We start from the raw sequence: 15147 nt of genomic DNA on the forward strand, positions 1-15147 counted from the left end.
AGAAGCACGATGAAACAAGATGAAAGAAAAGCCTTGATTGGCAAATATATTCTATTGATTCTAGGATCGGTTCTGATTTTAGTGCCACTCCTTGCCACCCTCTTTAGTTCCTTTAAACCCACCAAAGATATTGTAGATAATTTCTTTGGATTCCCGACGAACTTCACATGGGACAACTTTAGCCGTCTCTTGGCTGATGGAATCGGAGGCTATTATTGGAACTCAGTCGTCATCACTGTCTTGTCTTTACTTGCAGTAATGATCTTTATCCCCATGGCAGCCTACTCTATCGCTCGCAATATGAGTAAGAGAAAAGCCTTTACCATCATGTACACCCTCTTGATCCTTGGGATCTTTGTACCTTTCCAAGTCATCATGATTCCGATTACGGTTATGATGAGTAAACTCGGTTTGGCTAATACCTTTGGATTGATCTTGCTTTACTTGACCTATGCGATTCCACAGACCCTCTTTCTCTATGTAGGGTATATCAAAATCTCGATTCCAGAAAGTTTGGATGAAGCAGCAGAGATCGATGGGGCTAATAAATTCACAACCTATTTCCGCATCATCTTCCCAATGATGAAACCGATGCATGCGACAACCATGATTATCAATGCCCTTTGGTTCTGGAATGACTTCATGTTGCCACTCCTTGTCTTGAACCGGGATTCCAAAATGTGGACCTTGCCTTTGTTCCAATACAACTATGCAGGCCAATATTTCAACGACTACGGACCAAGCTTTGCCTCTTACGTGGTCGGTATTATCAGTATCACCATTGTCTATCTCTTCTTCCAACGCCATATCATCGCAGGAATGAGCAACGGCGCAGTGAAATAACAAGATACAAAGCCCGTCAAAAGCTCACAGTGAAAATAGGGAATCTGAATAAGAAGCCTTGGCTTCTTGGAAGATTCATCTTTTTCACACAGAGCTTAGGGCGTGTTCAATTCCAGATACAAAGGGACGATTCAGCTTACTGATTTCAATCGTATCCTAGGAAGTAATTCTAAAATATAAAAACTCATGAAAGCCAGGTCCTCAAAGACTTGGCTTTCAAAAAAGAAAGGGAACCATTATGCCAATTCAAAACAAAACCATGTTAATTACTTACTCAGATAGCTTAGGAAATAACCTTAAGGATCTCTATGAAAATCTGGAGAAATATTTTGGAGATGCAGTAGGTGGAGTTCACCTCTTGCCATTTTTCCCATCAACTGGTGACCGTGGCTTTGCGCCTGTGGACTATGACCAAGTGGATCCAGCCTTTGGGGATTGGGAAGATGTCAAACGCTTGGGCGACAAGTATTATCTTATGTTTGACTTTATGATCAATCACATTTCTCGTCAATCTAAATACTACAAGGACTACCAAGAAAAGCACGACCAAAGTGCCTACAAAGATCTCTTCCTGAACTGGGACAAGTTCTGGCCGGAGAATCGTCCGACTCAAGCAGACGTTGACTTAATATATAAGCGCAAAGACCGAGCTCCTAAACAAGCCATCACTTTTGCGGATGGGACGACCGAGCATCTCTGGAATACCTTCGGGGAAGAGCAGATTGACCTAGACGTGACCAAGGACGTGACCATGGACTTTATTCGCAAGACCATCGAACACCTGGCGAGCAATGGCTGTGACCTCATTCGTTTGGACGCCTTTGCCTATGCAGTCAAGAAATTGGACACCAATGATTTCTTCGTGGAGCCAGACATTTGGGATTTGTTGGATAAGGTGCGCGATATGGCGGCAGGCTACGGTGCTGAGCTTCTTCCAGAGATTCATGAGCACTATTCCATCCAATTTAAGATTGCCGATCACGACTATTATGTCTATGACTTCGCCCTTCCAATGGTAACCCTCTATACCCTCTATAGTTTAAAAGTGGAGCGCCTTGCTAAGTGGTTGAAGATGAGTCCGATGAAGCTATTCACGACACTCGATACCCATGACGGGATTGGAGTGGTTGATGTCAAGGATATCTTGACAGATGAAGAAATTGACTATGCATCAAATGAGCTCTACAAGGTAGGAGCAAATGTGAAACGCAAATATTCAACAGCAGAGTACAACAACTTGGACATCTACCAAATCAATTCGACCTACTATTCAGCGCTTGGAGATGACGATAGCAAGTACTTCCTAGCCCGCTTGATTCAGGCATTTGCGCCAGGTATTCCACAAGTCTATTATGTTGGATTTCTAGCTGGGAAGAATGATTTGGAACTTTTAGAAAACACCAAAGAAGGCCGCAATATCAACCGTCATTACTATAGCAATGAAGAAATTGCTCAAGAAGTAGAGCGTCCAGTTGTGCAATCCCTTCTCAAGCTCTTTAGTTTCCGGAACAACTCGCAAGCTTTTGATCTAGAAGGAAGCATTGAAGTGGAAACACCAGATGAACATACCATTGTCATCACGCGCCAAAACAAGGACCAGACCGCCACAGCAGTAGCCCGAATCAATCTTGCTGACGGGACTTACCAAGTGACAGAAAACGGTCAAAACATTGTGTTTTAGAAACATATGAATGAACTAAAGGATAAGTGAAAAAGCGCTTATCCTATTTTTTATTTCAGAAATTGCAACCGTTTACAAAACTATAAAACAATGGTACAATATCTATGAAGAAAGGAGGTCGCTTTATGAAAAAAATCATGTATCCATCTGCGGCCCTATTAACAGCTTTTGCTCTATTGTCCGTCCAAACGGCAAAAGCAGACACAGCTCAAGCACCGGATCAAGGCAATGAACCGGCAGCGACAGTCGAAGAGGTTGTGGCTTCTCTAACGCCGGAAACCACCACAAAAAATCAGGAAGAAGTGGCAGAAACGCCAACTGTGACTGATCGTCAAGCAGTCCCAGCAGCTTCTCCAACGGAAACAACAACGGAGACGGCATCTCCTCAAGTGGAAAAACTGCTTGAAGACATGCCTCTCAAGCAAAAGGTTACGCAAATGATCATGCCGGACTTCCGTAAGTGGCAGGAGGCAGGTCAGGAGTCGCCACAGGATCTCACCAAGGTCAATGCTGAAGTAGCAGATGCGATCGATAAATATGATTTTGGAGGCGTCATTCTTTTTGCTGAAAACGTCAAAGAAACCAAGCAGACACTGGCTCTGACCCAAGATATGCAAAAGGCAGCGATTGAAAACAAGGCCAATAACGGGAAGATTCCGCTCTTGTTAGCGATTGACCAAGAAGGGGGTATCGTCTATCGATTGGGTAGCGGTACAGCTCTCCCCGGAAATATGGCCATTGGAGCAACCAATGATCCTAAACTAGCTAAAGAGGCAGGTCAAATCATCGGACGTGAACTTTCTGCACTAGGTTTGAATGTGGACTTCGCACCTGTATTGGATACAAATAACAATCCTCAAAACCCTGTTATTGGGCTTCGTTCCTTCTCTTCTGATCCAAACCGTGTTGCTTACTTAGGTATTCCAATGATGAAAGGGATTCAAGACTACAATGTCGCTGTAGCTGCTAAGCATTTCCCAGGTCATGGAGATACAGCGGTCGATTCCCATACAGGTCTCCCATTGGTGGATAAATCTCTTACCGAGCTTGAAAAATTGGAACTCCTTCCATTCAAAAAAGCCATGGATGCTGGCGTAGACCTCTTGATGACGGTCCATATCCAATACCCACAAATTGAAAAAGATCAGGTTGTGTCAAAAGAAACCGGTGAGAAAATTTATGTTCCAGCGACACTCTCTGATGATATTTTAACGGGCTTGGTACGGAAGAAATACGGCTATAAGGGCGTGATTGTTTCGGACGCCATGGGAATGGATGCTATCGCTAAGAACTTCGGTGAAGTCGAGGCTGTAAAAATGGCCATCAAAGCAGGAGTTGATTTAGTCTTGATGCCAACGCCCCTTCGCAGTAAAACCGATTTAAGCAAGATTGATACCATTGTCAATGCAGTGGTAGATGCCGTGAAAACCGGTGACATCTCAGAAGAACGTTTAAATGAGTCAGTTCGTCGGATTCTCACCCTCAAAGAAAAACGGGGGGTCCTGAATTTTGATCCGAGTGCTCGGACACCTGAAAAAGCAGAAGAAGCAGTCGGCTCTACCCTTAATCGTGATTTGGAACGCAAGATTGCGGCAGCAGCGGTGACGGTTGTAAAAAATGAAGACCAAACCTTGCCATTTAAGGTGCAAAAAGGAGATCATGTCCTCCTCCTAGGAGCTTTTGAAAATGAAGTCCCTGGACTAAATTTGGGCATGCGTCGCTTAATCGCGGATGGAGTGCTTCCAAAAGATACCTCCTTTGTGGCCAAGAACTTCACTAAAGAATCTACCCTTGATAGTCTAAAAGAAGACCTCGAAAAAGCTACTCACATCGTAGTGATTTCAGAGATCGGTTATGAAGGGCAACTGGATAAAGATTTCTGGCGGACCAAAATCCCAACAGAAATCGTCCATTATGCCAACACCAACCATAAGAAGGCAGCTGTCCTTTCCATCTCGAAACCTTATGATGTAGCCAACTATCCAGCAGCCAAAGCTATTCTAGCAGTCTATGGGAATAAGGGAATGGATCCAACAGAATCCCTCAAACCAGATAATGCTTTCGGTCCTAATATTCCTGCAGGAGTGGAAGTCATCTTCAATGGCAAGGAACACCTAGGTACCTTACCGGTGGATATTCCAAAAATTGTAGATGGAAAAATGTCGGAAACAGAGTACGCTTACCGTATTGGTCATGGTCTCTTCTATCCAGCACCGGCTCCATTACCAGCACCATTACCAACACCAGAAGCCCAAGACCCAACTTCACCAGTTCTAGATCCAACCCATCAGACAAAACCAGTAGTGGTTGGAAACACAGAGACACAGGTCCTTCTTAGCAAGCAAGAAAACGCAAGCTCTCTTGGTGGTCCACAAGTTACTCCGGTCTCTGTGTCACATGACACTGCTCAGGCTCCTGCAAGTATATCCGCTAGTCCTGCTTCATCGGTATTGCCAAAGACCGGTCAAACCGAGAACCTCCTAGCCCTTATGGGTGTCAGCCTCTTAACCTTCCTTGGATCTTTTGTCTATCCAAGAAAGAAAAACTAAGGAATGAAGAATCTCAATTGGGAGTGACCCAATTGAGATTTTTTGGTAAAGTTTTACTAAAATCAACTCGAACAATAGCAAGTTAGTTGGAAATGAAATATGTTTAAAAACCTATATTGTAGGCTTTTTAAATATAAAATAAAAATTAAATAAAATTTTACTAAAAATACTTGAAGTTTTACTTTTAATCGATTATAATAAAAGTATAAAAACGTTTACAAAACTAAAAGGAGTTTCTCATGACTACATCAATCACGTCTCAAGATCTACAAGAAAAGTTTCAGGCTGTCTTTGGCGAGAAGGCTGATCATACCTTCTTTTCACCAGGACGGATTAATTTGATCGGTGAACACACGGACTATAATGGTGGGCATGTCTTCCCAGCAGCCATTACACTTGGTACCTACGGAGCGGCAAGAAAGCGTGAGGACAAGGTCTTGCGTTTCTTCTCAGGAAACTTTGAAGACAAGGGGATCATTGAAGTTCCGCTTGAAAACCTCCACTTTGAAAAAGAACACAACTGGACCAACTATCCAAAAGGCGTACTCCACTTCTTGCAAGAAGCTGGTCATGTCATTGATAGCGGAATGGACGTCTATGTCTACGGCAATATTCCAAATGGATCCGGTCTTTCTTCTTCAGCTTCCCTTGAGCTCTTGATTGGCGTCATCGCTGAGAAACTATATGATCTTCAGTTAGATCGTCTAGATCTGGTCAAGATCGGAAAACAAACCGAAAATCACTTCATCGGAGTTAACTCTGGGATCATGGACCAATTTGCCATCGGTATGGGAGCTGATCAACGGGCTATTTATCTCGATACCAACACCCTAGAGTATGATCTGGTACCGCTGGACCTCAAAGACAATGTCGTAGTCATCATGAATACCAACAAACGCCGGGAATTAGCGGATTCAAAATACAATGAACGTCGTTCAGAATGTGAAACCGCCGTCTCTGAACTCCAAGAAAAATTGGATATCCAAACCTTAGGGGAACTGGATCTCTGGGCTTTTGATGCCTACAGCTACTTGATCAAGGATGAAAATCGCATCAAACGAGCTCGCCATGCTGTACTTGAAAACCAACGAACTCTCCAAGCTCGTAAGGCCCTTGAAGCAGGTGATTTGGAAGGCTTTGGCCGTCTCATGAATGCTTCCCACGTATCCTTGGAGCATGACTACGAAGTGACAGGTCTAGAATTGGATACCTTGGTGCATACAGCCTGGGAACAAGAAGGCGTCTTGGGCGCTCGTATGACAGGAGCAGGCTTTGGTGGTTGCGCCATTGCCCTCGTAAACAAAGATAAGGTTGAAGCATTTAAAGAAGCTGTCGGCAAACGCTATGAAGAAGTCGTTGGCTATGCGCCTAGCTTTTATATTGCAGAAGTTGCGGCAGGAACACGGGTACTTGATTAAAAAGGAGATAGGATGACAGAACAGGTATTAGATGCATTTGTCACAGCCGTCATTGCGGCAAGTGACTACGAAGAGATGGATCGGATTTATCTAAAAAATCGCATCATGAGTCGCGTTGGAGAAGAAGGGCTAGATGCTCCAGCCCAAAAAGAAGAGTTGATCGCACTCAAAGATCAGCTGGTAGAGATCGCTGTTGCAAATAGCAAGATCCAGGATGGTATGGCCGCAAAAGACAGTTTGGGTGCGGAGTTGATGGATTGGATCACCCCTAGCCCTAGTCAGGTCAACCATCGCTTTTGGGAGACCTACCGTCAGTCCAAAGAAGACGCGATTGCAGATTTCTATGCCCTCTCTATGCGCAATGATTACATTAAGGTCAAAGCGATTGCGCAAAACATTGCCTTTGAGGCAGAAACTCCCTACGGTTCTCTTGAAATCACCATCAATCTGTCAAAACCTGAAAAAGATCCTAAAGACATTGCGGCGGCCAAGCTTGCCAAAGCTAGTCATTATCCAGCCTGCCAATTGTGTTTTGAAAATGAAGGCTATCAAGGTCGCCTAGACCATCCAGCCCGGGCTAATCACAGGATTATTCGCTTTGATATGGACGGTCATGATTGGGGCTTTCAATATTCCCCTTATGCCTACTTCAATGAACACTGCATTTTCCTCGATAGCCAGCATGTTCCCATGGCCATTAGCCGCAAGACCTTTGAGCGACTCTTGACCATTGTCGAGACTTTTCCAGGCTATTTTGCAGGGTCCAATGCAGATCTGCCCATTGTAGGGGGGTCCATTCTGACTCATGATCATTACCAAGGCGGACGACATACCTTCCCTATGGAGCTGGCTCCTGTTGAGGAAAGCTTTAGCGTTGAGGGATTTGAGGCTGTATCGGTAGGGATTGTCAACTGGCCCATGTCAGTTCTTCGTCTGCAATCAGATGACAAGGCGCAATTGATTGCCCTGGCAGACCATATCCTCACAGCCTGGCGAGGCTACTCGGATCCAGCTGTTCAGGTCTTAGCAGCATCCGATGGTCAGCCCCACCATACCATTACCCCCATTGCACGGATTCGTGATGGGCATTATGAATTGGACTTGGTGCTCCGTGACAACCAAACCTCACCAGAGCATCCCGATGGCATTTACCACCCGCACGCGGATGTGCAACACATCAAAAAAGAAAATATCGGCCTGATCGAAGTCATGGGCTTGGCCATTTTGCCACCTCGCCTCAAGGAAGAGCTCAAGCAGGTTCAAGAATATTTGCTTGGACGTGAGAATACAGTGGCAACCTACCACCAGGCTTGGGCAGATGATTTGAAAGCCACTCACCCAGCCATCACAGAAGAAGCAGAGGCAGAGGCCCTTGTCCGTGAATCGGTTGGCCAGATCTTTGCGCGCGTGCTGGAAGATGCTGGAGTCTACAAGAGAACAGCAGAAGGACAAGCTGCCTTTAGACGCTTTGTTGCGACACTTTAAGTGTGGAGAAGCGGCAGAAATTTGGTACAATAAGAGAGAAGACAAGAAGCGAAAGGAAAACAAATGGCAATACTCGTACTCGGAGGAGCTGGCTATATCGGTTCCCACATGGTGGACCGCTTGGTCAATGAAGGACAGGAAAAAGTCGTCGTGGTTGATAGTCTGGTCACAGGCCACCGTGCAGCGGTGCATCCAGATGCCGTCTTTTACCAAGGAGACCTGGCGGATCAAGACTTTATGCGCACTGTTTTTAAGGAACATGCCGATATCGATGCGGTCATCCACTTTGCGGCCTATTCACTGGTTGCTGAGTCCATGGCCGATCCATTGAAATATTTTGATAACAATACAGCAGGCATGGTCAAACTCTTGGAAGTCATGCATGAATGTGGGGTGCACTACATCGTCTTTTCTTCAACTGCTGCCACCTACGGCATTCCAGAAGAAATTCCGATTCTTGAAACCACTCCACAAAAGCCGATTAATCCTTACGGGGAAAGCAAGCTCATGATGGAAACCATCATGCGCTGGGCTGATCAAGCCTACGGCATCAAGTACGTGCCCCTTCGTTACTTTAATGTAGCGGGTGCTAAGCCAGATGGATCCATCGGAGAAGACCATGGACCAGAGACCCATCTCTTGCCGATCGTCTTACAAGTAGCCCAAGGCAAACGCGAGAAGATCGCTATTTTTGGGGATGACTACAAGACACCAGATGGCACCAATGTTCGGGACTATGTCCATCCATTTGACTTGGCAGATGCCCATCTTTTAGCAGTGGAGTATCTCCGAAATGGCAACCCATCTACTGCCTTTAATCTGGGCTCATCGACTGGATTCTCCAATCTTCAAATCGTTGAAGCAGCCCGCAAGGTGACAGGACATCCGATCCTACTTGAGCTGGCCGATCGCAGACCAGGAGATCCAGATACCTTAATCGCATCCTCTGAGAAAGCGCGTGCAATTCTCGGCTGGCAACCAAAATTTGATAATATCGAAACCATCATCCAAACAGCCTGGGCATGGCATTCCAGCCACCCAGATGGCTACAATGATCGATAAGGAGGGGACTGCGACCATCATTTTTGAGGCTTTTCTAATAACATCTAAAACGACAGTTGATCTTGCTACATGACTCATTTCAGACGTCAGTCATTTCCTTAACCATCATAAAATAGTGAGGGATTCAAAATGAATAAAACCACAAAATTGTTAGCCGTCTTCTTGACAGCGGGTCTTCTTTTAGCTGGTTGCGGACAAAAAGAGAGTACGAAATCTACTAGTCCATCGTCCACTAAAGCGACGAGTAAAGCAACAAGCAAATCATCCGCTAAAGAAAAGACAAAAGAGTCATCAACTGATGAAAGTAAAAAAGAGGATGCACTAGCAGGTGCACAAAAAACCGTTCTCGAAACGAGTGATGAAGCAGGTAAGTCCACTGTAACCTTGTATTACAAGGGAGATACCTTGTTATTACAAGAAAAAGTTGATGATTACGACGTCTCAAAAGTGCCTGGTGAGAACCCTCTTGAATCTATGAAAGAAGCCGTTGCTAAGAGCCAAGAAAAATTCAAAGATCTGATGGGCCATGGATTTGAACTGACATCAGAATACAAGGACGGAATCTTTTATATCCGCAATACCATTGATTACACAAAAATCGATTTTAATAAATTAAAAGAAATCGTCCCAGGCTTTAATCCCCTAGATGACAAAACAGTCAGTTATTCAGTAACGAAAGACAGTCTTATCAAGGGCGGTATGGTCGAAAAATAAACAAAAAGGAGAGCAGTTCAGTTTGCTGCTCTCTTTTTGTTTTAGTATGAATTCATGGCCATATTTTGGTAGAATAGGATTTAAACAAAAGTGAGATTAAAGAAATTTAACTTAACTGTTGTATGAAAAATAGCAGTAGTTAATGAGGTTTTTCTAATGATGAACAGTAGTATGAAAGAAACTTTTTTAGAAGCGATCGATCATTTGTTGTCTATCATTGACAAATATAATATTAAAAATATTGGTCCACAAGTGGATGAGCTACATATTTTGAAAGAATATGTAAATACTAATAAAGAAATGAGTTTAAGGGATAAATTGACAATTTATCAAGCCCTTTTTCCACCACATGGGGGATTATCTGACATTTACTATTGGAATAATGATATTGAAATAAGAAAACAGACTAACGAGACTATTGCTGAATTAACGATGATTATTGCTAATTATTTATTGGAACGGTAACCTTTGCTGATATTAACGAATTATGTAAAGCCATTAAAATTAGAACTCGATTTATGAATTAAAAAAGTAGATTTTTACTTAGATTGAAATAGAAATAATAAAATGATAATAAAATTAAAAAAACAAAATTGAATCCGAAGTTGCAAAAATTGGAAATTTAAAATTAGATGAATTTGGAATTTATTTTTCCGAACAACCTCCCTACTTTCCAGAAGGAATTTCTGTAATAGAGGATGGAAATGGAAGATATAATCTGGCTTTTACTGAACGAGGGGAAATAAGATCTGAGATTTCTAAATTAGATGATAACGAGGTAATTTATCAAATTTTAAAGATAATCATTAAAAATATTTCATCACATAACATTGATGAAAAAGATGTAGATTTAATTGATAAATTGATCAAAAATAATGAATTTGAAAAAGTTAGTCAATTGGTTGAGAAAGTAAAAGAGAATAGATATAGATATGAAAAGGAATTATTTGAAAAGATCAGCCCATTATATACATCATGGTACGAAAGAGAGCATTCATAATTTATATAATTCAGATTGCTAAGTAAATGTGGATTGAGGAAGCAAACTTCCAGATGATTATGAATCGCAGCTTAAGTAAGGAACGTATAAAATGAAACCAACAAAATTTGAATGGGAAGATGTTACCCAATTTGAGGAAATTGAAGGATATGGAAAATCCATTTGGAAAAATGAGGACAAATATTATTTAGTTTTAGAAGAAGGCACCGTAGCTTCTTGGTTAGTAATCTATGAACTCCCACAAGAATTATTTGCTCTATTAGAGAGTGGGGAGAGAACGTTCCAAGAAGTTTCCTGGAAAGTTCAGAATGACTCTTGGCCACCGACGGAAGAAGAGAGAAAAGAGTCTAGAAGAAAATTTATAAGTAAATATCCAGCTTCTTTGATAGATGTCCCTAAAAATAGGAAACTGTTCTCTAAGGAAGAACTTGAAGAATTGATTCCAATTGCGGAGAAACAGTGGATTGAATCTGAAGGCAAACTTCCAGATGATTATGTATCACCACTTAAGTAAAAGAGGTATAAAATAAAATCAACAAGACTACAATGGGAAGATGTTATCCATTTTGAAGAGGTAAAAGGATACGGTCAGCATGTCTGGAGAGATGGTAATCATCTTTATTATGTTGATGAGGAGGGAGGAATTGCCCCTCAGCGTGTGGTTTATGAATTACCATTAGAACTATTTCAATCACCCTACCAAGTTTTTCTGAGTTACTTGAAAAGTCTAACTTAATTTGACAATTTAGGCAATAAAGAAATCCTAGACAAGCTTTTGAGCTATTCAGAAGACTTGAAATACCACTATAATCTCTATCAGCTCTTGCTTTTTCACCTTCAGAATAAGGAACCAGAGAAATTTTTTGGACTCATTGAAGACAATATAAAGAAGGTTCATTCTCTTTTTCAGACTGTCTTTAAAACATTTCTAAAGGACAAAGGGAAAATCATCAATGCCCTTCAGTTATCCTATTCCAACGCAAAATTGGAAGCGACTAATAATCTCATCAAACTTATCAAACGCAATGCCTTTGGTTTTCGGAACTTTGAAAACTTCAAGAAGCGAATTTTCATCGCTCTGAATATCAAAAAAGAAAGGACGAAATTTGTCCTTTCTCGAGCTTAGCTTTTCTTCAACCCACTAAAGTTGACAAAGAGCCGTAGATTTTAGGTATTTACCTTGTCTACTTAAGAGGTATCATATCATCGAGATAAAGGTGATTTGTTTGTTCCTAAGAATTAGGTTTTAGGTTTGACTTGTGGCAACTTCTGGAAAAAGCTTGTCTAGGATTTTTGGAGTGATAGCTTGTCCAGGACCTTCAGCACAATAGGTGTGAATATACATAGCGGGATTGAAGTTGAGCTCGATACAAGTGAAATGAGGTTTTTCCTTGCTAGCAGGCTGAGTTTTATCTGGAATGATGAGGTCAACCCCGCAAGCCCAGGCCCCCATGCTAGTTGCCATAGCTGCTGCCAATTCTTGGTAAGAGGAATCTATTGTCTCAGTGACATCAATAGAGTCACCACCCGTAGAAATGTTGGAGTTACGGCGGAGATTGACCTTTTTCCCTTCTGGGAGAATATCATCAGGTGCATAACTTTGCTGAGTCAACATCAATTGTTCGATGTCTCCTAGCTTAATGATTTCCAGAGGTGAGCGGTGGTCACGGCCTCGCAATGGATTGGCATTTTTCTGAGCGACTAATTCACGAATGGTGTGTTTGCCATCACCGACAACATTAGCAGCGACACGAAGGAGGACAGACTCACAACGCCCGTCCAGAATGAAGAAACGGTATTCGGTTCCTGGGATAAATTCTTCAACAAGAACAGCTGTATCTTCTGCAAAGGCAATCTCGAGAGCTTTCTTATAGTTATCAAGGCTGGCAGGCTCTTGGAAAATGGAAATGCCCAGACCGAAGTTGGTTGATTTTGGTTTAACCACAATTTGCTTGCCCTTGATAAGAGGATAGTAGGCTAGACCTTGTTCTAGACTGGTAAATTCGTCGCCGGCAGGGACAGGGAAGCCAGCATCAGCCAGGATTTTTTTGGTCACGGTTTTATTAGCCATGGCAAGAGGAACTACATAGTTGTCTTTTGAGGTCATGTTACCATTTTTGACGTACTCAACATGATCTTTATGCCAGAGTTTAAGGAATTGATCCTGCTCATCTAGGATTTCAAAATGAAGCCCTTTTTGAATGGCATCAAAGAGCAGCATCTGGGTAGAAAGTTCCATCTCCTCATAACCCTTAAGGGCATAGTGGGCAGTCCAGTCGTAATCATGATAGGCAAGCGCCTTGTCAAGGGCAAAGTCAGAAAGGGACTTGTCTTTGATATGAGGAAGAAGTTGAGCAGCTAGTGTCTGACTGGGATCTGCAAAGGCATCTTTAACTTGTTTGACCAGACCTTGATGATAGTCACCAAGCCCAAAATGTTGCACCAGTTGGTCTAGAGCTGTCGTAATGTTCTGAGTTTCAGCTTCAGAAGGTAGAGGTTCTAAAGGATGAGAGAGGGCAATTTTTTCATTCAGCGCGTGACCTTGAGCCAGAGCCTGATCAACATTTTCAGGGGCATCCAGCCAGAGGAAGGCTAGAAGGAGTAGGTGTACGGTATCCATGGTAGTTTGGCTAATACCGATACGCTCAAAGGGGTTGAGGTCGAAGTTACGGAATTCTAGGTAGGTGATTCCCTTGTCAAGGAAGGAGCGATTAACCTTTTGTCCACGGAAACGAACAGCCGAGTAAAATTCCTTTTCCGCAATCAAATCACCTTGTTCGATATAGTTTTCGATGGCAGAGACATAGTCTTCTAGGCTTGCAAAAGATACTTGTATTTCTTCCTTATTGACATAACCATGGTCGCTGTTTCGGAAGGAACGCACGAGTTCTGGCACTTCTTGGTCGAAGAAGCCTTGCTCAGCAACAGGTGCAGCACCAAAGAGATAGGTAATCACCCAACGATAGCGCAAATAGTTCTGAGCCAGCTTAAGATAGAGGGCGTTTTTGAAAGCAATTATATCAATCTGGTCACTTTCTTGGAATAGGGCTTCAACCAAATCTTTCCCTAGTTCCATATTATAGTGGATACCTGAGATAGCTTGTAGTTTAGTTCCGTATTTTTCGGCCAGGTAGTTACGATAATGGCGTTCAAATTCATTTTCCAGTTGGGCAACTTGGATTTCTTGGGCGTTGATACGAGGAGGCATGGACAAGGGCCAGAGAAGTTCATCTTTACTGATGGAACGTCCAGCTACATCGGTAATGGCTCCAAGAAATCGACGAGCCTCAGTGGTAGATTTAGCAACTGGTGTGATGAGTTCCATCTGAAACTCACAAAAATCTGTTTGAATATAAGGGTGGAAACTTCGAGCTCCTAGGCAGGAAGGGTGAGGCGTATGTGCTAATTTTCCCTGTCTATCGACACGAAGACTTTCTCGTTCAATTCCAAAGTTAGCTTGAAGGATAGGGCTAGTAGGATCCAGCTTTTGAAGCAGTTGATTTATAGTCATAGAGTCACCTTTTCATCTAATGTTAGTGATAGTCTATTATAAATAGGAGAAGAAAACAACTTTCCGCTACGGTTAAGGGGAATTTCCGAATGTTTCAGATAAGAATTCTTAAAACCAGTTGTTTTTTAGCTCTATTATATGCAAAAATTGTAAAATACCCACTGATTTTTATGTAAAATGTTATTTCTCTTGGAATTTAAATCAAATTAGCCTATACTAATGACGTATATATGAGAACGAAAGAATCCCTAGGGTCGGCACTGCACCCATAAAATGAGACACAAGAAAAACACTCCTGTTGAAATCTGGTAAACTAGAAACAGGAGTGTTTTGTTATGGTCAAAGAAGCATATTCGGTAGAAACTAAGCTAGCCTGTATCGAAATGAAGAAGACAGGCAAATCAAACAAGTTTATCATGGATACCCTCGGTATCAAAAATGTTAGTCAGGCCAAGACTTGGTGGCAATGGTATCAGAATGATGAATTGTACCGTTTCCACCAACCTGTGGGGAAACAATATACTTATGGTAAAGGGATGAAACAATTATCTGAAGTAGAACAGTTACGTTTGCAGGTAGAATTACTAAAAAAGTATCAGAACTTGATAAGAGAATCGACAAAGTAAGTCTTATCAAGCTAGTAGAAGAGTATAAGAAAACGTGCCCTGTATCGATTATTTTAGAATGTTTCGGCGTCAAACGCTCCACCTTTATCGCTGGAAACAGGAGTGTAAGAATTCTCAGAAAAGAGGCGAAATAGCAGATAATGGCTGTATCGGATGGTTTCACTCTGTTCTCAAGTCTGAAACCTTCTATCTTAATAAGTGGAGAAACATAACTGAAGATAGTCTAACAGATATTGTCAAAAATTACATCATATTTTA

Annotated in this window: 10 protein-coding genes and 3 pseudogenes; 12 read left to right on the top strand and 1 reads right to left on the bottom strand. The window is 42.2% G+C overall.

What is annotated here, in order from left to right:
• The first annotated feature begins 9 nt into the window (after positions 1-9).
• From HMPREF2926_RS07950 to HMPREF2926_RS07995, 11 genes and pseudogenes are all read left to right on the top strand, one after another.
• Positions 10-843 carry a carbohydrate ABC transporter permease gene (locus HMPREF2926_RS07950; protein ID WP_021153463.1) on the top strand — a complete coding sequence of 278 codons (834 nt, stop codon included), beginning with the start codon at positions 10-12 and terminating at the stop codon, positions 841-843.
• Between the two features lie 238 nt (positions 844-1081).
• Positions 1082-2524 (top strand): sucrose phosphorylase, encoded by a 1443-nt coding sequence (gene gtfA / locus HMPREF2926_RS07955; protein WP_070587229.1) that lies wholly within the window; start codon positions 1082-1084, stop codon positions 2522-2524.
• A 125-nt stretch (positions 2525-2649) separates the two neighbouring features.
• On the top strand, positions 2650-5073 hold the full coding sequence (locus HMPREF2926_RS07960) for a glycoside hydrolase family 3 N-terminal domain-containing protein (RefSeq protein ID WP_070587230.1): 2424 nt from the start codon (positions 2650-2652) through the stop codon (positions 5071-5073).
• A 239-nt stretch (positions 5074-5312) separates the two neighbouring features.
• Positions 5313-6491, top strand: coding sequence for a galactokinase (locus HMPREF2926_RS07965; RefSeq protein ID WP_371106517.1), 1179 nt, complete (start codon positions 5313-5315; stop codon positions 6489-6491).
• 12 nt (positions 6492-6503) lie between these two features.
• Positions 6504-7976 carry a UDP-glucose--hexose-1-phosphate uridylyltransferase gene (gene galT, locus HMPREF2926_RS07970; RefSeq protein ID WP_070466173.1) on the top strand — a complete coding sequence of 491 codons (1473 nt, stop codon included), beginning with the start codon at positions 6504-6506 and terminating at the stop codon, positions 7974-7976.
• A 63-nt stretch (positions 7977-8039) separates the two neighbouring features.
• Positions 8040-9038, top strand: a complete 999-nt coding sequence (gene galE / locus HMPREF2926_RS07975; protein WP_070466171.1) for a UDP-glucose 4-epimerase GalE — start codon at positions 8040-8042, stop codon at positions 9036-9038.
• Between the two features lie 129 nt (positions 9039-9167).
• Entirely contained in the window at positions 9168-9752 is a 585-nt protein-coding gene (locus HMPREF2926_RS07980) for a DUF1307 domain-containing protein (RefSeq protein WP_070587232.1), read from the top strand.
• A gap of 156 nt (positions 9753-9908) precedes the next feature.
• Entirely contained in the window at positions 9909-10217 is a 309-nt protein-coding gene (locus HMPREF2926_RS07985) for an ABC transporter (protein WP_081103057.1), read from the top strand.
• Between the two features lie 102 nt (positions 10218-10319).
• A pseudogene (locus tag HMPREF2926_RS11445) lies at positions 10320-10752 on the top strand (hypothetical protein).
• 91 nt (positions 10753-10843) lie between these two features.
• The gene (locus tag HMPREF2926_RS07990) at positions 10844-11266 is read left to right on the top strand and encodes a hypothetical protein (protein ID WP_070587234.1); all 423 of its coding nucleotides are present in this window, start codon (positions 10844-10846) and stop codon (positions 11264-11266) included.
• A 228-nt stretch (positions 11267-11494) separates the two neighbouring features.
• Positions 11495-11878 (top strand): annotated as a pseudogene (locus tag HMPREF2926_RS07995) (transposase); the annotation flags it as partial.
• A gap of 120 nt (positions 11879-11998) precedes the next feature.
• Here HMPREF2926_RS07995 and gshAB read toward each other — a convergent pair.
• On the bottom strand, positions 11999-14263 hold the full coding sequence (gene gshAB, locus HMPREF2926_RS08000; protein ID WP_070587235.1) for a bifunctional glutamate--cysteine ligase GshA/glutathione synthetase GshB: 2265 nt from the start codon (positions 14261-14263) through the stop codon (positions 11999-12001).
• Between the two features lie 335 nt (positions 14264-14598).
• Here gshAB and HMPREF2926_RS08005 point away from each other — a divergent pair.
• A pseudogene (locus HMPREF2926_RS08005) lies at positions 14599-14853 on the top strand (IS3 family transposase); the annotation flags it as partial.
• Positions 14854-15147 lie beyond the last annotated feature (294 nt).

Origin of the sequence: Streptococcus sp. HMSC078D09 (genome assembly GCF_001813675.1) — a bacterium.
GTDB lineage: Bacteria > Bacillota > Bacilli > Lactobacillales > Streptococcaceae > Streptococcus.